The 23,856-nt window shown below is 38.1% G+C and carries 20 protein-coding genes; 2 read left to right on the top strand and 18 right to left on the bottom strand.

Translation table 11 applies throughout. The features are described 5' to 3' along the window. Window positions 1-10 precede the first annotated feature (10 nt). From AB9L17_RS04585 to AB9L17_RS04545, 9 genes are all read right to left on the bottom strand, one after another. Complete coding sequence (locus AB9L17_RS04585) at window positions 11-886, bottom strand: DUF58 domain-containing protein (protein WP_068983338.1); 876 nt, start codon at window positions 884-886, stop codon at window positions 11-13. Beyond that, a complete protein-coding gene (locus tag AB9L17_RS04580; protein ID WP_068983339.1) occupies window positions 883-1,878 on the bottom strand; it encodes an AAA family ATPase in 996 nt (331 codons plus the stop codon). The genes AB9L17_RS04585 and AB9L17_RS04580 overlap by 4 nt, the downstream gene beginning before the upstream one ends. 11 nt (window positions 1,879-1,889) lie before the next feature. Continuing rightward, window positions 1,890-3,323, bottom strand: coding sequence for a hypothetical protein (locus AB9L17_RS04575; RefSeq protein WP_375200147.1), 1,434 nt, complete (start codon window positions 3,321-3,323; stop codon window positions 1,890-1,892). 12 nt (window positions 3,324-3,335) lie between these two features. After that, complete coding sequence (locus tag AB9L17_RS04570) at window positions 3,336-4,178, bottom strand: ABC transporter permease (protein WP_068983341.1); 843 nt, start codon at window positions 4,176-4,178, stop codon at window positions 3,336-3,338. Then, window positions 4,175-5,110 (bottom strand): ABC transporter ATP-binding protein, encoded by a 936-nt coding sequence (locus AB9L17_RS04565; RefSeq protein ID WP_068983342.1) that lies wholly within the window; start codon window positions 5,108-5,110, stop codon window positions 4,175-4,177. Before AB9L17_RS04565 ends, AB9L17_RS04570 begins: the two co-directional genes overlap by 4 nt. Continuing rightward, window positions 5,110-7,503, bottom strand: a complete 2,394-nt coding sequence (locus AB9L17_RS04560; RefSeq protein ID WP_223552821.1) for a hypothetical protein — start codon at window positions 7,501-7,503, stop codon at window positions 5,110-5,112. The genes AB9L17_RS04565 and AB9L17_RS04560 overlap by 1 nt, the downstream gene beginning before the upstream one ends. 237 nt (window positions 7,504-7,740) lie before the next feature. Then, a complete protein-coding gene (locus tag AB9L17_RS04555; protein ID WP_068983344.1) occupies window positions 7,741-8,628 on the bottom strand; it encodes a LysR family transcriptional regulator in 888 nt (295 codons plus the stop codon). Window positions 8,629-8,696: 68 nt separating this feature from the next. Continuing rightward, window positions 8,697-9,137, bottom strand: a complete 441-nt coding sequence (cbpB, locus tag AB9L17_RS04550) for a cyclic-di-AMP-binding protein CbpB (protein WP_068983345.1) — start codon at window positions 9,135-9,137, stop codon at window positions 8,697-8,699. Between the two features lie 247 nt (window positions 9,138-9,384). Then, the gene (locus tag AB9L17_RS04545) at window positions 9,385-9,624 is read right to left on the bottom strand and encodes a short-chain dehydrogenase (protein WP_068983346.1); all 240 of its coding nucleotides are present in this window, start codon (window positions 9,622-9,624) and stop codon (window positions 9,385-9,387) included. Between the two features lie 109 nt (window positions 9,625-9,733). Here AB9L17_RS04545 and AB9L17_RS04540 point away from each other — a divergent pair, with 109 nt between their 5' ends. Further along, entirely contained in the window at window positions 9,734-9,913 is a 180-nt protein-coding gene (locus AB9L17_RS04540) for a hypothetical protein (RefSeq protein ID WP_223552822.1), read from the top strand. Here the strand turns inward: AB9L17_RS04540 and fadH are convergent. From fadH to AB9L17_RS04510, 6 genes are all read right to left on the bottom strand, one after another. Next, complete coding sequence (gene fadH / locus AB9L17_RS04535; RefSeq protein WP_375200146.1) at window positions 9,910-10,677, bottom strand: 2,4-dienoyl-CoA reductase; 768 nt, start codon at window positions 10,675-10,677, stop codon at window positions 9,910-9,912. The genes AB9L17_RS04540 and fadH overlap by 4 nt on opposite strands. Before the next feature lie 442 nt (window positions 10,678-11,119). Continuing rightward, window positions 11,120-12,304, bottom strand: a complete 1,185-nt coding sequence (locus AB9L17_RS04530; RefSeq protein ID WP_068983348.1) for an iron-containing alcohol dehydrogenase — start codon at window positions 12,302-12,304, stop codon at window positions 11,120-11,122. Between the two features lie 16 nt (window positions 12,305-12,320). Then, window positions 12,321-13,082: a 3-hydroxybutyrate dehydrogenase gene (locus AB9L17_RS04525; RefSeq protein WP_068983349.1), complete on the bottom strand. Its 762-nt coding sequence runs from the start codon at window positions 13,080-13,082 to the stop codon at window positions 12,321-12,323. A gap of 12 nt (window positions 13,083-13,094) precedes the next feature. Continuing rightward, entirely contained in the window at window positions 13,095-14,411 is a 1,317-nt protein-coding gene (locus tag AB9L17_RS04520; RefSeq protein WP_368636907.1) for a GntP family permease, read from the bottom strand. A gap of 61 nt (window positions 14,412-14,472) precedes the next feature. Beyond that, complete coding sequence (locus AB9L17_RS04515) at window positions 14,473-15,993, bottom strand: CoA-acylating methylmalonate-semialdehyde dehydrogenase (protein ID WP_375200145.1); 1,521 nt, start codon at window positions 15,991-15,993, stop codon at window positions 14,473-14,475. 15 nt (window positions 15,994-16,008) lie between these two features. Further along, on the bottom strand, window positions 16,009-16,902 hold the full coding sequence (locus AB9L17_RS04510; RefSeq protein WP_375200144.1) for an NAD(P)-dependent oxidoreductase: 894 nt from the start codon (window positions 16,900-16,902) through the stop codon (window positions 16,009-16,011). 223 nt (window positions 16,903-17,125) lie between these two features. Between AB9L17_RS04510 and AB9L17_RS04505 the strand changes: the two genes are divergently transcribed. Further along, complete coding sequence (locus tag AB9L17_RS04505; RefSeq protein ID WP_375200143.1) at window positions 17,126-17,734, top strand: TetR/AcrR family transcriptional regulator; 609 nt, start codon at window positions 17,126-17,128, stop codon at window positions 17,732-17,734. 261 nt (window positions 17,735-17,995) lie between these two features. On the opposite strand, the gene AB9L17_RS04500 is transcribed toward AB9L17_RS04505, so the two are convergent. From AB9L17_RS04500 to AB9L17_RS04490, 3 genes are read right to left on the bottom strand one after another with little or no spacing between them, the layout of a single operon-like run. Continuing rightward, window positions 17,996-20,002: an EAL domain-containing protein gene (locus AB9L17_RS04500; protein WP_375200142.1), complete on the bottom strand. Its 2,007-nt coding sequence runs from the start codon at window positions 20,000-20,002 to the stop codon at window positions 17,996-17,998. A 28-nt stretch (window positions 20,003-20,030) separates the two neighbouring features. Beyond that, on the bottom strand, window positions 20,031-22,187 hold the full coding sequence (locus AB9L17_RS04495) for an RNA degradosome polyphosphate kinase (RefSeq protein ID WP_068983355.1): 2,157 nt from the start codon (window positions 22,185-22,187) through the stop codon (window positions 20,031-20,033). Beyond that, window positions 22,177-23,730 carry a Ppx/GppA family phosphatase gene (locus AB9L17_RS04490; RefSeq protein WP_223552828.1) on the bottom strand — a complete coding sequence of 518 codons (1,554 nt, stop codon included), beginning with the start codon at window positions 23,728-23,730 and terminating at the stop codon, window positions 22,177-22,179. Before AB9L17_RS04490 ends, AB9L17_RS04495 begins: the two co-directional genes overlap by 11 nt. Between the last annotated feature and the right edge of the window lie 126 nt (window positions 23,731-23,856).

Here is a 23,856-nt window from a genome sequence, read left to right as displayed (position 1 = left end):
ACGGCTCACCTCACCTAATCCAATGTGCTTTTAATAATTGTTGAAAGATGGCATGCTGCAATCCATCCTCAACTTTAAGCTGTAATTTTCGAACACCGAAGCGCCGACAGATCGCCTCAAATTCCTCTTCATGTAATAAACGTCTTGCCAGGTATGTGTCCAGAACCTTTGAAGACATCGTAACATTCACATCTCTGCCAGTTTCACGATCGAGTAAGCGTACATCCCCAGTATATTCGGGTGATATTTCTTCCTGCGTAGCAATTTGCAAAATGCGCACATCCCCTGCAAATCGTGGTAGCCTTTTCAAGAGTTGCTCCCACTCCTCAATCGGCTCAAGCCCATCCGTGATAATAAATAGCACTGTACTATCCTTAGGCAATGCTTTTAAAGCTCCCTGTGCGAAGCTACTTGTATAAGTAGCTTCCTCAATCTCTGTTACCACCTGTAAAAAGGCACGACGATACATAGCACCTTTACGGCGAAATGGTGGCTTGACGTCATCCTGTACAAAAGAAAACGATAAACGATCATCGCGACCAAGCACCATTAGGCCAAGCGAGGCAACAATTTGCCGTGCGAAAGTCCATTTCGCTTGTTCACCCATAGATTTAGTCGTGTCTAGCAGAATGTGTACACGCATCTCTTGTTCATCTAAAAAACGTTTAATGAAGTATTTATCCGTTCTTGCAAAGACGTTCCAATCGACCTGACGCACATCATCACCTAAATGATATTCACGGAAATCTGAGAAATCGAGTGATGCTCCGAAACGTTGCGAACGGTGCGAGCCCTTATGCTGCCCACGTAATTTGGAGGCCGTCGCCACTTGGAAGCGACTGATTTTCGCTAACCAATCCTCTGGCAATAATAATTTTTGCGTCACCTGCTAACACCTTGTTGTACCTTATCTAAAATTACGTCAATCACATCGTCTGCTGTTTTACCTGAAGCCTCCCCTTCATAATTCAGCAGCATACGATGGCGTAATACTGGCTTTGCAACAGATTTAATATCTGCTACTGAAACATGGAAACGACCATTCATAAGCGCTCTTGCCTTCGCTAATTTGATTAAACTTTGTAAACCTCGAGGACCGCTACCATACATTGCATACTGTTTAACCTCGTCAATTGCATCGTCTCTATCAGGATGTGTAGCCACAACTAGATCTGTCGCAAATTCAAGCATTTCATCAGCAACAAGTATTTCCTTTACCATTTGCTGTGCTTCAATAAGTGTGTCCGTATTCATCATCTTTTGTAAATTAATTGCCATAGCACCTGTTGTACGCTTCATAATCTCCATTAGCTCACTTTTCTCTGGGTATGGTACAAGAATTTTACATAGAAAACGGTCCATTTGTGCCTCTGGTAATGGGTACGTTCCTTCCATCTCAATCGGATTTTGTGTTGCTAGCACGAAGAATGGTCTCGCCATCTTCTTTGTATCTCCCAAGATTGTTACCGTTTTTTCGCCCATAGCTTCCAGCAGTGCACTTTGTGTTTTTGGCGTTGCTCGGTTAATCTCATCCGCTAATACCATTTGGCTAAAAATCGGACCTGGCTGGAACGAAAACTGCTGTTTGCCGTCTGGTGTGCGCTCAATCATACTTGTCCCTGTAATATCCGCCGGCATTAAGTCTGGCGTAAATTGAATGCGCGAAAATGATAAATCTAGTACTTCAGAAATTGTACGAATTAACATCGTTTTCCCTAAACCAGGCAAGCCCTCTAATAATGCGTGCCCATCAGCAAGGACGGCGTACAATGTATAATCAATTGCTTCTTCTTGCCCAACGATAAAGCGATGAATTTCTTCCTTTACTTGTTGTAATTTCGTACTCATTTCAACATACTGTTGCTCTGTAAATGCCATTCCTTTTCCTCCTATTGCGACTCAATTGACGTGAAATAAGATTGCACGACATTTTGTAAATCCTTCGGTAATTGTAAACGCTCTGAGCTTTCTAAATAGCTATCTTTATAGGAGCCTATAACTTCCTCATAGGGGCGGATAGAACCTTTAGTAATCGGGCCATTTCCTTGTTGTTCCGAAATATTTGAGCCATCTCCTAATGCTCCGCCGTCAACTGAAGTCTGACTAGAACCACCAATCCTATTCGGTGTCGTTAACAAATCTCGCTTGCCCTGTCCTACACCTGCGCCTGCACCTTTACCTCCTGAAGCAGTACTTGAACTTAAACCTTTGCCATTTCCTTGCCCTTGTCCCTGACCATTGCCTTGTCCTTGTTGATTGCTTTTATTCGATCCTTGTCCCTGCCCTTTACTACTAGCCTGTTGTTGGGAACCATTTTGGGAATTATTTTGTCCTTGCTGTCCTGTTTGAGCTTGCTGATTGCTTTGCGATGAATTCCCCGAGGAATTTTGATTCGAATTCGTATTCGTATTGTTTTGCTGATTGTTTTTTGTACTATTGGCACTGGCAATAGCATTTTGTAGTGTATTACTTGCGGGTTTTCCAAGCTTGCTCATAGCTGTTTGAGTAGCATTTGCATTTTGTGTTAGCTCCTCTTGCATTTGGGCAAGCTCCTTTAACTTCTCCGCTTCTTCCTTCGATAAGCCCGTCTCTTCACTAGCGCCATCCTTACTAGCAGTTTGCTTATCTTTTAATTGCTGTTCCTTTAAGGCCAGCTCCTTTTGCTTTTTCACAACTTCGCGTAATGCCTCCTCAGCTGTTTCTGCCTCTTTTAACGTATTTTGCAATTCCTTTAATTGCTCTTTCACTTCTTTTGTTTCTGCTTTTTTCTCTAGTTTAGCAACTTCCTTCTTTACGTCTTCAATAACAGCTTTTTCTTTTTCCACCTCAATAGCTTCAATTTGTGTAGCCGCTGGAAACATATAAAGTATTGCTAATACAACAGCTGTTACAAATAGACCAGCCAACGCCTTTGGCTGCAACAAATTTTTCTGTCGAGCCTTAAAATTAGCAAACGCAGATTCGACGCTTTGTATCGCTTTATTTAACAAAGATTGAACAAGTGGATCCTTATCGTCCTCAAACGATAAGGCTGTCACCAGTTCATTGTGAGAAAAATAATCATCCAGTGTATGCAACGCTTCCTTTTCTTTTACACGCTTCCACCACATAAAAAGTACCGTTGCTAGTATGACAGCGATAAAGGCAACAAGAGCTGTTTGGCGATAATAAGGCCATACAAACAATCTAGAGACGAGGACAAGTGAAGCACTCGAAAGCAATGCAAAAAACAAGCCGTACTGTGCAATTGGAATGCTTCTTTCTATTGTTAAACTCGTCTTTGCACGTTGAATATATTTTCGTAATTGCTTACGACGCCCCATAAAATTTCCTCCTCATCGGTTACTTTTCATATTGGCACGTAATTTTTTAATGGCAATTGTTAAACAAAGAACAATAATTAATGAATAAGCTATTAAATACGTAATCCATACAGGTAATTCTACTCCCGATAATCTCACTAATTCGTCTCCCAATTCTGGCGAAATCAGCGTAAGCATTAATGCACCTGGGTTAATAGAAGCCCAAAAATAAGACATAAAGGAAGTGCTACTAATGTTATTGCCCATCTGGTGGAAGGCCATCGTTAAAAAGAAGAAAAATGCCGTAATACCACCTAAAAAGATGATCGATCCGTACGTAGAAATCATTGCGACAATTGTGCGCTTTGTAATAGTTGAAAACATCACACCAATACTACCAATTGCTACAACTGTTAATAAGTAAAATAAAAATATTGAAATTAATTGAGACGGCGATACACCACCAAATAAAAATACTAAGCTATATAATGGCAGCCCAGCGATTAGCATTAATACTAAAAATGCTACCGAAGATAATAATTTTCCAATTATAATCTGTGTAGAGCTTTGTGTTGTTGTTAGTAAAATATTTAATGTTTGCTTTTCCCTTTCGCTACTTATTGCACCAGCCGTTAAGCTTGGTGTGATAAAAAGGACAAGAGCCATTTGTAATATTGTTAATACCGCAAACATCATGAAGCTTGTATCTGGTCTAAAGAATCCCTTGCCTGTGAATTCAGTTGTTAATAGTAAAAACCCTGCGATGAATAGACAAATAACCGCTAAATAAAACATTAAACCTGAAAAGCTTTTAAAAGAACGGAAGCGTAACTTCAATTCTTTTACGAGTACCGGATTATAAAATCGTTCCATCATTGATTGTCCGCTCCCTTCGTAATGGCCATAAAGACATCCTCTAAATCTTTTTCCTCTTCACTTAATGCATAAATAGGTAAATTTGCAAGTATCGCTTTCTTCAACAGCGCCACCTGATCAGCATTTGTTCCACGATAATTAAAGGCTATTTCTAAGCGATTATCCATCAAATCTATAGAAGATATTAGTGGATCTTCCTCTAAGAATGCACGCACCTCGTTTAACTGATCTGTTACCTTTATCACAATACGCTTTTCCCCCTGTAGCTGTGCTTGAATGGAAGCTACGTTGCCATGAGCGATTAATTTACCATTATCAATCACACCAATTTCATCACACATTTCTGCAAGCTCAGGCAAAATGTGTGAGGAGATTAAAATCGTTTTACCCATGGATTTTAAATTTCGTAAAATATCACGCATTTCTACACGTGCACGTGGGTCTAAACCTGATGCAGGCTCATCTAAAATTAATACCTTTGGATCATGGATAAGGGCACGAGCTAAACAAAGGCGCTGCTTCATTCCACGTGACAGTAAATCTACATAGTCATAACGTTTATGCGTTAAATTCACAAGCTCTAGTAATTGAGGAATCAATACTTTACGATCAGCCGCACCAATGCCATAACTTGCACCATAAAAATCTAAATATTCATCTACTTTTAACTGATCATATACACCAAAGAAATCGGGCATATAACCAATTTGCTTACGTACTTCTTTTGGTTCTTTAATAACGCTTTTTCCATTAATAAGCGCATCACCAGAGGTTGGAGACAGTAGAGTTGCTAATATTGAAAATGTAGTCGATTTACCAGCCCCATTAGCACCTACAAAACCAAATACAACCCCTTCCTCCAATGATAGATTTAATTGATCTAGTGCTGTAAAGGAGCCATATCTTTTTGTTAAATCACGAATTTCAATCATTATTTCGCCACTCCCTTCAGCTCTACATCTGGTAATTTTGTTGGCTCACCTGTTTGATCCGGTCCGAATTTAATTTCAATAAGTAACGCATCATTTTCATTGAAATATTTTGTAATGTTATCTGTAAACACCTGTTTTGTATCTACCAATGGCTCATATTTTTTCGTTTCGTTATTCCAAATCGATAGCTCCATACGGTTAACGTCCTTATTTGAAATTGTCAGTTCGTTTAATGTTTGAACTGACTGCTTAAAATTATCTGGCAATGCAATTGATACTTCATATAAACCGTCAGACAAGGACCAATTGTTTAACTGCTCATCAATTATTTCGAAATGCGAATTAGGAGATAGTGGGTTTAGTGAATACGTAAAATTGTTACGTTTCATCGTAAACGGACCTGTTAGCTCTACTTTGCCGTCAAATGGCTGAACAAAATATGAAATAGGTGACATATTGGCACTTGTATCTAGCTCAACCTTAGCAATTGCTTGGTCTGCCCAAGCAGTAATAACAGGTTTCTTTTCATTTTCTACAAGCGGTAGTGCCAAAGTTTTCATACGCTCGATACGTTGAGGGTCCACTTCTTCCTTCTTCGATGGATAATTATAATTGTAATTAGTAAACGTCGATGGCTTTTGAAGAACTGTTGCTATTAGCTCCTTGTCGACTTTAAGTATTCCATTCGCTTCAATGTCGCCAAGTTGAACTTCTTTAATGCCAGAGATTAACGTAACATCCTTTAAGGCAAATGGAAAATTGTTCTTAATTGTCCCAGTTAGCTTTTCATTTTTTAACGTAATATCGATATCCATCTTGCCAATATTTTGTGCCGCTGTCTTCCCTGCAAAGGATTGCACAGACCAATAGCTTAAGTCACGTAGTGTTAACGTCGATCCATTTGCATTTTCTTTAATATAGGATGACTCATGTAAGTCTCCTATTGTCCCTGAGAAGTTATTGTTACTTCGCAAAGCAATTGCACTAGTATCCTTATCTGTATTCACAACAAAATCACCGCTACGGTTTGTTAAAATAGACTCTACATAATAACCATTTAAGCTACTATCGTCATTGATTTTATAAAATGCCGATTGCTGTATTTGCGGTTGTACAATTCTATCTTTAGCACCAAAAATAAATAGAACAATAGAAAGCACAACTGATATTGCAGGAATAAGCCACCACGCATGTTCACGCTTGTCTATTTTCTTTAAGATAAAATACAAAATAGGCCCGATGATTAAAATATATAAAATGATAACAATGAGCATATAACTAACAGATACTTCAAACGAAGGGAATAATTCATTTACATTACGAAGTTCATACGAAAGTTGATCCATCATTGGCTGGCCATTTGCCATCATCCCCTGTTGCGAAAAGCTTTGAATATTCAGTATTTTCGAAATTAACGCTGCGTAGCCATCCATAGATGCAAGTGGTTGATCCCCTAAAGAAAACGCTGTTTGAATAATTTCCCCGCTGCCCACTTTTTTCTTAGACGCTAGTATTGTATTGCCATCTCTTAATACAGAAATACTTCCTCGGTTTTCAGTTGCTGTATAAACTGAAATTGGTTGTGTAAAAATTCCACTGCCTGCTAATTTCGATAGACTATCTGCAGAAACTGATGTCATTTGCTGAGATAATGCAAGTGGTAAATAATCTTTGAAAATACCTGCTGTTGCATTTACTTGATCAGCAGCACCCAACAATAATGTTCCGCCATCCTGCACCCATTTTAGTAAAGATTCTTGTTGCTTTTTCGATAAATCAGCAATAGCAATTTCATCAATGGCGATAACATCCGCCATTGCGTATCCTTGAGCATCCTCTGGTAATGTATAATCCTTGATTTGATTTAAATTGAAAACTTCAACATTACTTTGAGGAGCAGATTGAGATAAACGCAAAAATGCTGATAAACGATCACTTTTATCCGTTAATGTATAGATAAAAACAGATGAAGGATCTAAAAAATTACCTTGTAGCTGCTTTGTTCCTTTATAAGCAACCTTTTTCCCTTGTTCGATACTTCCTTCATAAAATGCAAACACATCTGCATTCGAATAATTATAGTCAGCTAAACCATCGAGATAAAAATCAAATGTCTTTTCTTCTCCTGCCGCTATATCGATTGGAAGCACTCGTGCTGATGCAGCCTCATAGGAACCTGAAGCATTTATGACCATATCTCCAGAAAAATCTGCACCATTATTTTTTACTGTTACTTGCAGTGGCACAACGGATTGGTATTTAGCTTTACCATTAATCCCTACCTTAGCTTGTACCTCTATAGTAGCCGCTGCACTTGCTTGCTCTACTGGTAGAATAAAGCTAATAACAAGTATGCATAATAGTATGAGTGCCGTTATATTCGTTTTTTTCAAAAGCTCAACCCCTTTTTTTGTAAATTAATCGTATAATTAATTATACGATTAATTTTGCATTTTGTTCCATTTCTTATGACATCTTCATGAATATTCATAAACTCTTAAGAATTAGCAAATTACTAAAGTGTGGCTTTGATCTCCGTTCCGATTGGTCGCTTTCCTAGGGGCGTCCCAATCCAGCGATAAAAAAAAGCAGTCCCTAGTGAATCACTTGGGACTGCCTTCATATTATTCTTATTTCGTATAATCAAACAAACATCGCGCATGGTCTTGCACAACTTCTACAAAAGCCTCTACTTGTCGTAATTCAAATGAGGATTCATAGCCTATTAACCAAGTATCACGAGTCAAACCAAATTCTTTTTCATTATTTGTAAGCGCTATTTTATTAATACCATCATGGTCATTTAAAGTGATTGAAGGTAAAATAGCATAACCGATACCGTTCAATGCCATTTGCTTACAAATTTCAATCTGATCTACTAAAATTTGTTTACTCGGATTTGAAGCGAAATGCTGCTGCCACCATTGTTGAATTTCCTGATAATAGTTAGAATCACTTTTAAATTGAATAAAAGGTCGTTCTGTCGTGAGTACATCTTCAATCGTTTTTAGCTCTTTATCTACTAAATAAAGGGTGTCACGAAACAGGTGAATCTTTTCCCCTTTCCAATCAACTTGCCCACGTACAATTCCTACATGAGCCTCTCCCTCATATAGTGCTTTTACAATTTCAGAGCTCCAGCCGGTCATTAGAGAAATTTTTGCCTCAGGATATTTTGTTACAAAATCCTTTAAAATTTTAGGAAGCCAATTTTGACCAACAATGGATGCACAAGCAATTTTCAATGTCCCATTAACTTTCGTCGTTAATGATTGGATCGTTTCAAAAATCTCTTCTTTTTTGCTCAGCATTTCAGTTGCATAGGCAATAACTTGCTCTCCAGCAGGTGTCGCTGTCAGTCCTTTTTGAGAACGAATAAATAACTGTGCACCCCAGTCTTTTTCAATCGTTTGCAACCGTTGAGAAAGCGCGGGTTGAGATAAAAATAGTCGTTCTGCCGCTTTTCTCATATTGCGTTCCTCAGCAAGTACTTTTAAAATTTCTGCCTCTGTTGCCATCAATCAGTAAACCTCCATTACAAGCAAAGAGGACCTCATGATTTTCATCCGAGTCCCCTCTTAAACTACTACTCTTTTTGATAAATATATTTTTTCAATTGCTTTAAAATAACACGTCTCGTTAAAATCCCAGCAAATGTTCCATCTTCATCCACAACGCATAAAAAGGCGTGGTTAATCACTAAGTCGAGAGCCCGCTGAAAAGTATCCGTCAACTTTAATACAGCGATGTCTTTCTCCATTATTGTATCTACTTTAATATCGGGTAGTTTTTCATATTCAATATGTTCGAGTCCAAGAATGGATTCGGTAATCATTTTCATGCTTAGTAAACCTTGAAGTCGATATTTCAAATCTAAAACAGGGATTGACGAATACCCTGTACGAGTAAGTACAAGGAGTGCATGTTCAGCACTATTTCCACTTTGTACATGTGCAACTTTTTCAGATGAAATAATAAAATCACTAATTGGCATTGCTAATAAGTCTTTGCTGTTAGTTGAAATCATGAACTTCTTCTCCTTTTCTGTCCTCGCTATGCAGAACAGGATGCTTCCCTTTTATCATATCATAACTATTCCTTTTATGACCACGACAAGGTCGAGAAGAGTTTTTTAAACGAAACGAATTATTTTAGGATTTTGAAGAAAACTAAGTATCGGAAACAGCATAAATAGGGGACATGTTGAGGTTTATCGAAGTGTCCTCATTCAGGCATATTTATGCAAATATGAACTGAATGAAGACAATATTTATTTAATAACCAGTTTTACTCCAGTAATAAAAAATCATTATACCTAAAAACAACAAAAAAATTCCATATACCCAAATGATTGGGTTTAACATAGTTGCATATTCTTCAACGGTTTCTGAAATTGGCGTATCTTTTTCTGACTCCCGTTCAGACGTCATTTTGGCAATTCTCAGCGTTGACACAAGCGAAATGGCAGCAATAATTGTAATGGCAATAAGAGCCGGTATTAACCACATACCCATAGGCAAAACTCCTTTCTTTACCCTTAGTATGCGCCAACCCAGCCCCCTGCTATGCAAAGATTTTTGTTATCAATTATGCCTCGGCATAATTGCGTCCTGAATCGAATTTGTGCTTAGGCTTGCAGATGTTTTTTATGCGAAAGCGCAGCGTCAGCAACACGGTTTTATCTGTGCGAAAGCGCAGCAACAACACGATGTTGGTCACCCAGACGTTTTCACAGGATGTGAAGTTCTTAGCCTGAGTTCTTCTATTTCAGCAGATGTTTGTACACCCGCTGAAATAAGTTAGAATGGATACTGATTTAACCATTGCCCGCCATCAAGTGTCACACATTCACCGTTCATGTACTTTGCCTTATCAGACATCATAAATGTTGCTAAATCAGCTATTTCTTCAGGAGTACCTGTACGGCCTAACGGGACAGAGTCTAACGTTCGAGCAGCAGCAGCCTCTGATTCCCAGAGCTTCTCTGCACCACCTGTACGTTCAATAGGACCAGGAGCAATTGCATTTACTCGAATGCCATATTGTTTTCCCCATTCAACAGCTAACGTTCTAGTCATTGACAATACACCTGCTTTCGCTGCTGCAGAATGAATCACACCAGCACCTGCATTCCATGCATAAGTCGCAACCATATTAAGAATAGATCCTTTAATATTTTGTTGAATCCAATACTTACCGACTGCTGAAGAACAGTAGAATGTCCCATTTAAAACAATATCAACAACAGCCTTCCAACCATTTGGTGATAAATCCTCCGCACGCACAATAAAATTACCAGCAGCATTATTCACTAGCCCATCAACCTGTCCAAACTTTTCAACAGCAAAGGCTAGCATCGCCTCTGCATGCTCGGGCACTCGAACATCCATTTGGAATGTTTCAATCGTTTGTCCAGCCTCTAAAATAAAGGCTTTCGCCTCTGCCAATCGCTCTTCGTTACGACCTGTAATAACTACATTTACCCCTTCAGCAACAAATTGCTTTGCCATATAAAGCCCCATCCCATTCGATCCACCAGTAATAATAATTGTTTTCCCCTTCAACATACGATTTCCCCCTCTGCAAAAATGAATGATGATTCATATAAAATATTACTATATTTTCTCGCATATGTCATATTGATTCTATAAAAATCATCGAATTTATTTTTAAGCTAACTAAAAAAAGTGAAGTTTTTTGCGAGGGTATTCACCTGCTCCGCTCGAGTGTTTGCTCTTCCGCGGATATTTTCCTTTCGCGCGGGTATTTCCCTCTCTTCCGCGGATATTCTCTGCTCGCGTGGATATTTACCTCTCTTCCGCGGATATTCTCTGCTCGCGCGGATATTTACCTCTCTTCCGCGGATATTCTCTGCTCGCGCGGATTTTCTCCCTGCTCGCCCCCACACGTTTTGGTAGTGGGCCAAATACATTGAATTAATCAATAAAAATAGAGTTACAAAACAATTACGCTTTGTAACTCCATTTTAGACAGTTTCTTCTCAAATTCCTAAAACTCATAATGATAAGCAATTTTATAAAGCTCCATTAGTTCTTCCTGTGTTGGCACCTTAGGGTTATTTCCTGGGCTACCGCTGGCAGTTGCATCCGTTGCCATTTTAGGTATGGCTGCATAATAGGCTTCCTCATCAATTCCCCATTGTTTTAAATTACCAATATCCATTCTTTTGCACATTTCCTTAATCGAAACAATCGCTAAATCGGCAAGCTCTTCTTGCGATAACAGCTCTCGATCCTTATTAAAAAATTCTCCTATATCTGCTAGCCGGTCGATACAAGCATCCTTTGAAAATTCTAATACCGCTGGCAAGAGCATGGCATTAGAAATACCATGCGGCACATGGAATAGCGCGCCTATTGGACGAGACATGCCATGCACTAAAGCAACAGATGCGTTTGAAAATGCAAGACCTGCTTGCATTGAGCCAAGCGACATCGCTTCTCGAGCATCAATATCATTACCTTGTTCATAAACTTTTAAAATATTATGAACGATTAAATCCATTGCTGATAAGGCAAGTACATTCGAGTATGGGTGTGCTAAACGCGATAAATAGCTTTCAATAGCATGACTCAATGCATCAATACCCGTTGCCGCAGTAATGGCGGGAGGAGATGTAACCGTTAAAATTGGGTCGACGATCGCGATAGTTGGCATAAATGCAGGCTGCTTAATCATCATTTTCACTTCATTTGTCGAGTTTGTAATAACTGTTGCATCCGTTGCTTCTGAGCCAGTGCCTGCTGTCGTAGGTATCGCAATATGCGGAATCGGTGTGTGCTCAGCTATCTTTGCCATTTTCATATAATCACCAATGTAGCCACCATTTGTTGCAACTACCGCGATTGCTTTTCCTGTATCGATACAGCTCCCACCACCAACGGAAATGATGATATCACAGCCCTCAGATTGTAAAACATGAAGCCCCTCTGCTACATACCTATCGACTGGTTCTGTCGTTACCCCTAAATATGAAACCGCTTCCAATCCATAGGTTTTTAATAAAGTGCTACATTGATGAACAAAGCCTAAGCTATCCATTATCGGATCACTAATGATAAGAGCCTTAGCCCCTAACTTCTTAGCATATACACCTACTTCTTCAAAAGAATCTCGCCCATAAACGATAGTTCCTGGTGAATGAACTGTGAAGATTGTTTTAGTTTGAATCATATTTCAACCCCCTAAGCTATTGTGCTGTATAACCGCCATCCAAAATAACTGCTTGACCTGTTAAACCCTTTGCCATATCACTTGCTAAATAAAGCGCAAGTCCTGTAATTTCTGATACATCTAGTAAGCGTTTTTGAGGAACGAGTGGATAAAGCACTTGCTCAAGTACTTCCTCTACTTGAATCCCTCTTGTCTTTGCCAAATCCGTAAACTGATTACGCACTAATTCTGTATCGACATATCCCGGGCAAATTGCATTCACAGTGATCCCCTCATTCGCGACCTCCAATGCCGCCACTTTTGTTAAACCAATAACACCATGCTTGGCTGCATTATATCCGGCCTTCCCCGCAAACCCAATAACTCCGTTAATAGATGCCATATTAATAATGCGTCCAAACTTATTTTTCTTCATATGTGGTAACGCATATTTCATTGCGATAAAAGGTGCAACTAACATAACCTTTTGCATCGATTCGAAAATTTCTGTCGCAAAATCATCGATTAGAGAAACATGCTGAAACCCTGCGTTATTGATTAAAATATCGATTGTCTTAAACTTTTCAATAGTACAGTCAATAGCATCACCTATTGCCTGTTCATCCGTAACATCACATGTGTATGCAGTTAATTGAGGATTGTTTTGAATTGCCTCCGCTAAAAGCTGTTCATTTATATCTGTTATAACTACATTCGCACCCTGCTCAGCAAATGCTTGTGCCATAGAGAGACCGATACCTCGAGCTGCACCCGTAATGAAAACTGTTTTTCCTTTCACGCAATACCCCTCCTACATTCCTAGTGAAAATAATATGATTGCAATAATTGTACCTATGATAGGTATAATGACGGTTAAAGCACCAAATGGCATATAAGCATCTTTATGTTTTTCATTACATACCGAATTGATGGTTGTTACTACATAACCACCGTGTGGCAATGAATCGAGAGAACCTGATGCAATAGCAATTGTCCGGTGCAATGCCTCAGTATCTACTCCCATGTCAATATAGTGTGGGGCAAGTAAAGGTAATGCAATTGTTTGACCGCCCGAAGCCGAGCCTGTTAAACCTGCTATTACAGCGATAGCTAATGCACCGCCAATTAACGGACTTCCAGGAATATTAGTCATAACGTCAACAGTTGCCACAAATGACGGAGTAGCTTTTACCACACCCCCGAAGCCAACCACTGCTGCCGTATTCGCAATAGCTACAATGGCTCCCATAGCACCAGCTGCTAACGTCGCACCGACAGATTTTGAATATTTATAGCTCACCAAATATGCCGTAATACATCCACTCGTTAATGCCACGATTAAAGCTGAAGTTCCAAGAGAATCGTGGAACGCGAAGGAAATGCCTAAAACAACTAATAATGGTACAACACTTAAAATGGGACTTGGCAGCTTACGAGATTCATCAACAACCGGATCAGTAGACCGTTCAATAAAAACCTCCCCGTTTTTCACTGCACGTTTAATCATCCAATTTAGCCACAGTGATCCACCAATAGCCATAAAAATTGCAACAACTATACTCACTTCCCACCCTGCATATGGTGATGTATTAAGAAACGAAATAGGAATCCAGTTTTGTATTTCTGGTGAACCTGCCGAGGTCATCGTAAAGGTTACAGAGCCTAAACCAAGTGCTGCAGGAATAAAGCGACGAGGAAAATTCGCTTGCTTGAATAAACTAATAGCCATTGGGTAAACCGAGAAAGCTACGATAAACACTGAAACCCCGCCATACGTTAGTACCGCTGCTGCAGCTACTATCGCATAAGCTGCATATTTGACTCCTATTTTTTCTACAATCCATTTAGAAACACTATCAGCCGCGCCAGTATCCTCCATTACCTTTCCAAAAATTGCACCTGCCATGAACATTAAATACCATGAACCAACGAATCCCGTGAACCCATCCATATAGCTTGTTAAGAAGTTCGCTTGGTTCTCATCAGCAGTCTGTGGGAAAAATGCTAGGCCATTTGTTATGGCTGCGATCAAGGCAGTCAAAGGCGCAGAAATAAGTAAATTAACACCCCTCATCGTCAAATAAACAAGTAAGGCTAAACTACCAAAAAGTCCAATGTATTCTACCATTCACTTGCCCCCTTTTATTTTTTAGAAAAAAGAGCTGTAAAAAAACAGCTCTCCGTTTGTATTAGTCGTTATTACTAGGGAATGCAAATGTAGATGCTGTCGATGCTTGTGCTTCCATCCAACGCTCTGATATTGTTTTTGTTTTTGTGAAGAAGCGTGCCTGATCCGGTCCAAACATATGCCCTTCACCAAAACGAGAACCTTTAAATCCAGCGAAATTATGGTATCCAACCGGAATTGGAATCGGCACATTGACACCTACCATGCCAACATCTATTTCTGTTGTAAATTTACGAGCTGCTAGGCCATCATTCGTAAAAATTGTGACACCATTCCCAAGTTCATGCTTATTAATAAGTTGGATTGCTTCATCCAATGAATCAACACGCACAACATTACGAGCTGGACCGAATATTTCTTGCTCATAAACTTCCATGCCTGGTTTTACGTTATCAAGCAATGTTGGCCCTACAAAAAATCCTTTTGATTCTTTCACAATATCAAGTTCACGTCCATCACAAATAACAGTTGCCCCTTCAGACTCACCTCGCTCGATAGCAGCAATAATCGCGTCCTTCGATTGCTGTGAAATGACAGGACCAAAATCAGTCTCTGGATTTGTATATGAACCTACCTTTAAGTTAGCAATTTTCTCCTTTAAAATTCCAACTAGACGATCTGCAGTCTCCTTACCAACAGGCATAATCGTAGAAATGGCCATACAACGTTGAGAGGCCGCGCCATACGCTGCACCAATGAAGGCGTTTGCTACCTGCTCAAGGTCTGCGTCAGGCATGACAACCATATTATTTTTTCCTCCACCAAGTGCAGTAACACGTTTGCCGTATTTTGAACCTGTTTCATAAATGTATTTAGCTACTGGTGTCGACCCTACAAATGAAATCGCTTCTACTATTGAGTTTTCTAAAAGTTCATTGACAGCATCTTTATCACCATTTACCACCGTCCAAATACCATCCGGCAATCCAGCCTTTTTCCAAAGCTCACTAACATATAAGGCTGTCATAGGAACACGTTCAGATGCTTTTAAAATAACAGCATTGCCGACAGCAATTGCCATACTCGTTTGCGCTAACGGCACCATAATCGGGAAGTTAAATGGCGAAATAGCCGCTACTACACCTAATGGATATTTTGCAGAATACGCATTAATTTGACCGCCAACATTAACTGAATATTCCCCTTTCATTAAGTGCGGGGCACCGATTGCTAGATCAACAGATTCTATTCCACGTGTAATTTCACCTTTTGCATCCTCAATTGTTTTACCGCTTTCTGTACAAATAATTTGTAAAAGTTCCTCCATATTTTCAGTAATAAGATTACGGAAATTTAATACAATCTCTGAACGTTTAGCCACTGATGTATCGCGCCATTTCGGAAATGCTGCCTGTGCCTTATTTATAGCCTCTCGAGTTTCTTCTACAGATGCAAGTGGTACTTTGGCAATAACCTCGCCCGTCGTTGGGTTGAATACTGAACCAAAACGATTGCTTTTCCCTTCAACTAATTCCCCACCAATAAAATGCGTTAAAGTTTTAACCTCTTGTGCTGTTGTCATATTTCTTGTCCTCCTTTAAATTTGTTCTATTTTACATTTTTCTTTTAAACTTAAATAAGCGGCAGACATATCATTTTCTCCATAACCCTGTCGAGAAATATCACTGTAAAGATCCACTAATTTTTCCCCGATTCGAAGTGGTACCCCTGCTTCCTCAGCCATATTTTTTGCTAGTTTCAAATCTTTTAATAAGAGATTTGTTGAAAAACCTGGCTGATAGTTTTCATTTTTCATATATTCTACGTAATTACGTTCATAAATACGACTTTGACCATAGCTATTTTTTAAAACTTCATATAGCATATCTGCATGGATGCCCATCTTTTCCCCAAGCACGATTGTTTCAGCGACTGCCTCTGTATAAAAACCAATCATTAAATTATTGAGTAATTTAATACGTGTACCTACACTTGGTGACGTGCCAAGGTGATAAATGTTCTTTCCGACTATTCTGAATATTTTAGACCCTTTTTGATAATCTGCCTCTTCACCACCGACCATTATCGTAAGAGTCGCATGAATTGCTCCAATGACGCCCCCACTAACAGGTGCTCCTAAATAACGTAATCCCAATGATTGCGCTTCTTTATGTAAGGAGTCATTTAATTCAGGATTTACAGTACTAAAGTCTATTAATAAACTTCCTTTCTTAGCATGGTGAATGATCCCCTGTTCAGAGTGATATACTTGTTCCACTATTTGTGGTGTCGGTAAACTCGTCATAATGATATCACCTTGTTCAGCAACTTCCTTTGCTGTTGCAAGCCCGACTCCACCTTGGGCTATAAATTGTTCCATTGCCTGTGAATTAGTGTCAAAGCCATAAACCTTATAGCCTGCTTTTAATAAATTGATCGACATGGGTAACCCCATATTGCCTAATCCAATAAAACCCATCTTCTCCATCATTTTAACCTCCCCTGTTTCATGAAAATTCGATGAACACTAGCCAACTCTATTCTTTTGTCGTAACATTAATAACAAGATTCATTAATTGACCGTGGTCATTGACCGCGGTCAATTAAATCATAATAAAATCAAATCCATCTCGTCAATTAAAAATTTTATATTTTCAGAATAGTTTTCACAAAAAATATCCTGAAATATTTAAATTCGGAGGAATAATCGAAATATGAATTCATTAACTAGTCGACAAAAAAAAGCTTTAGAAACACGAGAAAAATTACTAAAAACATCATTAGAGCTATTTAATAAGCATGGATTTGAATATGTGTCTGTTGAACAAATTACTAAAGCATGTAACGTATCGAAGGGAACATTTTACACCCATTTCCCATCTAAATACGATGTTATTTTAGAAAAATTTAAAGAGCTTGATAGTTTTTATAGCACGGTGGAAAAAAATATTGATCGTACCTTACCAGCAAGTGAAAAAATTCTATTACTTTATCAAGAACAAATGAAGTACTTAACCAATGTTGTAGGAAAAGATTTATTGAGAACAATGTATACTGCCGCGATGACAAATCAAGTGGAACAAGATCATTATTTAATTAGTCCACAGCGAAAAATTTTCCAAATCATGAATAATTATATCGAGGAAGGTATTGAACTAGGGGAATTCCGTCAAGATTTGAAGGTTACTCAAATGCAAACAATTATTCGACGTTGTATGCGTGCAAATGTTTATGATTGGTTAATTCATAATGAAGACTTCGATTTAGCTACTGAAATGGCGCAATTTACAACTATTGTTTTAGATGGATTGAAAGTAAAATAAATAGCTATAGTAAAAGGGGTTGCATAGGTGGAAACTGCATGCGCTCTGGTAAAGCCATTATTCGATTGGGTAGCCGGGAAATATGATCCGGTTATGCCCTTTTTTGATCAGTTTGCCCGGAGATGTGATCTGGGTTAGTCCTTTTCCGATCGGGTGGGCACTTTAAGCTCTATTCTGCTCGAGTCCTTCCAGCTTTCCAAGCGTTACAAAAAAGTAGCACTTCATCCAATCCAAAATGAAGTGCTACTTAATCAATTTTCATTAGCTAACAAAATATTTCTCAATAACGGTTTCTACGGGTAGTGGTTTATTATATAAATAGCCTTGCCCTTTTTGACATCGATGGCGTTTTAGAAAATCAACTTGTGATGCTTCCTCAACCCCTTCAGCAACGACCTCTAATCCTAAATTATGAGACATAGAAATAATGGCCTTGATAATGGCTTCATTTTTATCATCTTTTGCAATATCAGCAATAAATGATTGATCAATTTTTATAATGTCTATTGGATAACGCTTTAAATAGCTCAAAGATGAATAGCCAGTTCCAAAATCATCAACCGATACATAAACACCTAGCTGCTTTAACTCAGTTAATATCGAAAAAGTTTCATGAACATTGGTCATAGAGCTTTCGGTAATTTCCACCTCTAGTAATTCAGGTGGGACATTATACTTTTTCAAGGCAGTTTTTATTTTTCGAGCAAAGTTTTCTTTTCTAAATTGTTTTGGTGATATATTGATGGCAATTCGTACTGGTCGATAGCCCTTTAGCTGCCACTCTTTTTGATAGCGACACACCTCGTCAATAATCCAATCACCAATTTCAATTATTAAACCGGATGCCTCTGCAATAGGTATAAACTGCGCAGGAGACACAAAGCCAAATATACGATTTTTCCATCGTAATAATGCCTCAAAACTATTTATGCTGTTATTCGTTAAATCCATTTGTGGCTGTAAATGAATACTTAGCTCATTAAATTCGATGGCGCGGCGTAAATGTGCTTCCATTAATGCCTCATTTGGAAAAATAGTTGTCATGTCTTCACGATAGTAACGGTAATGTGAACGACCATGCTCTTTTACAGAAAATAATGCTTTATCTGCCTTGAGTACAAGTGTTTCTAAATCCTTGCCATCTGCTGGGCTAAGTGAAATACCGATCGACACGCTAATAAAATATTCCTGCCCATCAATTATGAATGGCTGTTTTAATGCGTCTAAAATAGCGTTAGCAGTATGTTCAATATTATTGAAGGTTGCATCTTTCAAAACAAATATAAACTCATCACTATTATATCGATATAGCGAGCATGTAGAGCAACAGAGCTCACGAAGTCTATGACTAAACATCCGCATAAGTTCATCTCCCTTACTTTCACCAAGGGATTCATTAAACTTTTTAAAACGATCAATATCCACTAAAATAAGAGCTGTTTGCTTATTTTCATGCTCTTTATCATTTAAATGATGTAGCCAATGCTCCTTAAAAGCTTTACGATTCCAAATACCCGTTAATTCATCCATTAACGCTAGATAATAAAAGCCCTCATGATCATTCATAAATGAACTCGCGTCTTTCACAAATAGATGTACACCAATAATTTCACCATTAAAGTAGGTTGGATGCGCTCTTAAATAAAATGGTTCCTTACTTAGCAGTTTTCCCTTAAACAAGCATTTCGGCATACCAAATGCTGAACCCTCAATAGTTTTTGCAAATAGTAATTTAAATTCATCGAAATATTTACTGTCTAATAATGAAAAAATATTTTGTCCTATCAAGCACTGATGTTCATTTGACAATAGAGAAGTGGCAACAGCGTTTTGATGAATAATACAACCTTGTAAATCAGTTGTTAATACCGGACTTACATGCTGTTTTACAAATTGCAAATACGGCTCCACTTCATTCTGTTTCTCACGCAGAATAACTGATACAACTGATTCTTCTAAGTGTTGCACATGAACAATAAATGTTTTTACTTTGTGCTCCGTACATATCTCTAGCCTTTGGTCCATCTTCAATTCTTGTTGCAATATATTCAATAATTGCAGCCAGCATTGCTCCGTAAAAAATTGTTCTGCGTTAGTAGCTTTCACATCCTGTAGCTCAATAAATGACGGTAGTTTATCGTTAAAGTTCATGACTTCAAACGTTTTTGTATCAACTTTTCTCAAACATACAACTGCATCGAATGGATTAAGTTGTATGACTTGATGATAGTCTGCAAATTGCGCTACGCTCTCTTTATTTTTTTCCATTGTATCCCTCACTAAATAGCGTGTTCCTTTATTCTTCGTCTAGCGTAGGCTTTAGTGAATCCTTTAGGAAAATTTCCTGACTATTAATTGGATCTTCACTACGATCAAACTCTTTATAATGATATTTTCCATTAGAGTCTTGAATACGAGCTTTTGCTGTGTCCTCAAGTTGTTTATTCATGATGTCAATGATACGAGCTTTTGCTTCGGTTGCATATACAGGGAATAAAATTTCTACACGTTTAATCATATTACGAGTCATCATATCTGCAGAAGATAAGTATACTTTATTTTCCCCATTATGATGGAACCAATAAATACGAGAATGCTCAAGGAAACGACCAACAATACTAGTTACTGTTATGTTTTCACTAATTCCAGGGACGCCTGGTCTAAGACAACAAATACCTCGAATGATAAGCTCTACTTTGACACCTGCAATGGACGCCTCATACAGTTTCATCATTAAGTCTTTGTCTGTTAGTGAATTCATTTTAGCTCGAATAAAACCATTTCCATACTTCTTATGACAAGCAATTTCCTCATCCATTAACTTGATAAATTCATCTCGAATATCAAACGGTGCTACGACTAAATGATTGAATGTTGGTTTCTCTGTATAACCGCTTAAATAGTTAAAGAAGTTAGTGGCATCAATGCCAAATTCCTTATCTGTCGTTATGATCCCCATATCTGTATAAATTTTCGCAGTGGCATCATTATAATTTCCTGTTCCAAGATGTACAAAACGCTCAATTTTTCCATTTCGACGACTTACAACAAGCGTTATTTTCGAGTGTGTTTTTAAATTATTCATACCGTAAATAACAAGGCAGCCAGCTTGCTCAAGTTGCTTTGCCCAATGCACATTATTTTCTTCATCAAAACGTGCTTTCAATTCAACTAAAACCGTTACCTGTTTACCATTTTCCGCTGCGAACTTTAATGCTTGTATAATTGGTGAATTGCCACTTACTCGATATAATGTTTGTTTAATAGCTAAAACGTTCGGATTAACGGCTGCTTCGGAGATAAAATCTACGATTGGAACAAACGACTCATATGGGTGATGGAAAAAAATATCTTGTTGCAGAGCTTTTTCAAAAATATTTTCATCCGATTGCAAATCTAAAGGTGGCTGTGGAATAAAGCTTTCATATTCTAAATGTTCTCGACCAACAGATATGCCTTTTACAAACGAGAACATAAATGTTAAATCTAACGGTCCATCAATATGAAAGACATCTGTTTCTTCAATTTCAAATTCATCAAGTAAGTATTTAAGAACTTCCTCGCTCATCTCACCCTCACGAACTTCTAGACGACTGCCTACTCCCCATTTACGTTTTTTCAGCTCTTTTTCGATTTCTACAAGTAAATCCCTTGCGCCTTCCTCGTGAATTGTTAAATCAGCATTACGTGTTAAACGGAAAGCCTGTGCTGACTTAACACTGTAACCATAAAAGAGCTTTTCTATATGCGCTACAATCACGTCTTCTAATAAGACGATCACGGTCTCTCCGTCCGCTGATGGTACTTTAATGTAACGATCTAAAACAGATGGTACTTGGACAATGGCGACCTTTTCACGATTCTCTAAGTCTGCTTCATCTTGCTCTAATAAAACAAGTAAATTTAATGTTTTACCAAACAAAGTTGGGAAAGGACGATAAGCATCTACAGCTACGGGTGTTAAAACAGGGAAGATGGTTTCTGCAAACATTTCATTGACAAATGCTTTTTGTTTACTATTTAAGTCTTTGATGTCAGCAATATGTACATTATGTTGTGGCAATAAATCATATATTAAATGTCTGTATACTTCAGTTTGTCGGCGTACTAATGCCTGAGTTCGCTCTGCAATTTTCGCTAATTGCTCTTTTGGTGTTAAGCCTGACTTGTTTTCAGGTTTATGGAATCCTGCTCGCACTTGATCCTGTAGACCTGCAACACGCACCATGAAAAACTCATCTAAATTCGAACTGAATATTGCTAAAAATTTCAGACGTTCTAACAGAGGATTATTGACATCCTCTGCTTCCTCTAAAACCCGTTCATTAAAGGCTAGCCAGCTTAATTCACGATTATTATAGTATTGCGGCTTAGCAATTTCCTCTAGCAATCGACCTTGTATTTCTGTTAGTTCCTCTTTTTTTAACTGGTTGTTAGTAACTTCAGTTGTCATTATTATTCAACCCTTCTTCAATAAAGTTTATTTTTATAGGTATCTTTAGTGCACGTTCTAGATGCTTTTTATGTCGATTTGCTTGATATTTTTCAGCAGCAGCATTATTTTTCACGTAAATGCTAAGCTGCACATAATCTTCTTCTGTCTGTATCTCAATGGCATGTACAATCTTTCTTTTGGATACATTTAATGCATAGACAAATTTTAAAAGTGCGCCAAAGTCTCTTATTTTACGATACTCCTCACGACTCATCCATTCTGTAAACGGAGCAGCAAATCGTTGATAATAATCTTTATTTTTATAAGAGGCTAACAGTGCTAATTTCACACGCTCCTTATGATTTAGCCCATCAATAGATTGATTTGCAATTAAATAAAAGGTATGCTGGCTAGCAGAACTTAACTCAATATACTCTCCAATATTAAAAACTTTCGACGCTCTCGTTAATAATTCCAAATCTTTTTGATTATATTGTGAATAGCCAAGATGGCAACATTCACGGTACAATTGATCCGTTAAATTCATCAAATAGTCCACTTCATCTTCAGTTCTACCATACTGACGAGCCAATCTTCTAGCGTTTCCCTCAAACACATTGTACTTATCAAATGCACTTTCATCTGTTTGTAAAATTCGCTGTATAATAAGTCCCTCACGCAATCCGTTCTTTGTTATCTGGAACGACTCACCGCCAACAACCTCCATTAATACACTGAACACCTCTAATGCAGGGACAATGATATCAGCACGATCCGCCGAAAGCCCATCTAACTGTTTCAATTCATTAAAGCTTAAATTACCTAAAAATATACTGAGCTCCTCTAAATTTTCCTTAGTCATTTCGTAACCATGTACACTTGCGATTGGATATGCATGCTTTTGTTGATGAATTTGAGCAACATTTCGGGCACTACCACCAATAGCGATAATTGGTAAACCGATATCCTGAATCCAAGGAAGTGATTGAAACTGCTCTTTTATAAATGCAATGAGTTCCTTTTTTTCACTGCCATTTATAATATCGCCCTTTACAAAACGTTGCTTTAAAGAAACTGTCCCAAAAGGAAAACTATGAGATGTCTGTAGTTCCTTATTTTTAAAAAGCGTTATTTCGGTACTACCACCACCGATATCAATCGTTACAGCAGACTTTGTGCCTATTGAATGTGCCACAGCAACAAAGCCATAATATGCCTCTTCTTCTTCAGTTAAAAGCTCTATTTGAATGCCTGTCCGTTCCTTCATTAAGGTAATAATTTCTGCTCTATTAGTTGCCTGGCGGATTGCAGCCGTTGCAGCGGCTTTCACATCAGTTACTTCAAAATCATCAAGCATTGCTTTAAAAGTCAATAACGTTTCTGTCAATACTTGTATACCTTCTTCAGACATTTCACCAGAGGGCTGTAAATATGTACGTAAACGTGCAACTGTTTTAATATTTCCAATCTCACGAAGTCCCTCTTCTTTATCGTATTGATACATTACTAATCGAATGGTATTTGAGCCAATATCAATGATAGCTGTTTTTAATTCGTTCAAATAATCACTTCCTTAATGTACATGCATATTATTATTGGTTCTACATCAAATGTTGAGGAGAAGTACAATATCTAGATCCCCCAAACATTCCGGTAACTATCCATCCCTTCTACCGACTGACTGCCA

This window comes from Lysinibacillus sp. RS11 (genome assembly GCF_042019215.1).
Classification (GTDB): domain Bacteria; phylum Bacillota; class Bacilli; order Bacillales_A; family Planococcaceae; genus Lysinibacillus; species Lysinibacillus xylanilyticus_A.
This window is presented reverse-complemented; position numbering and strand designations above follow the sequence as displayed.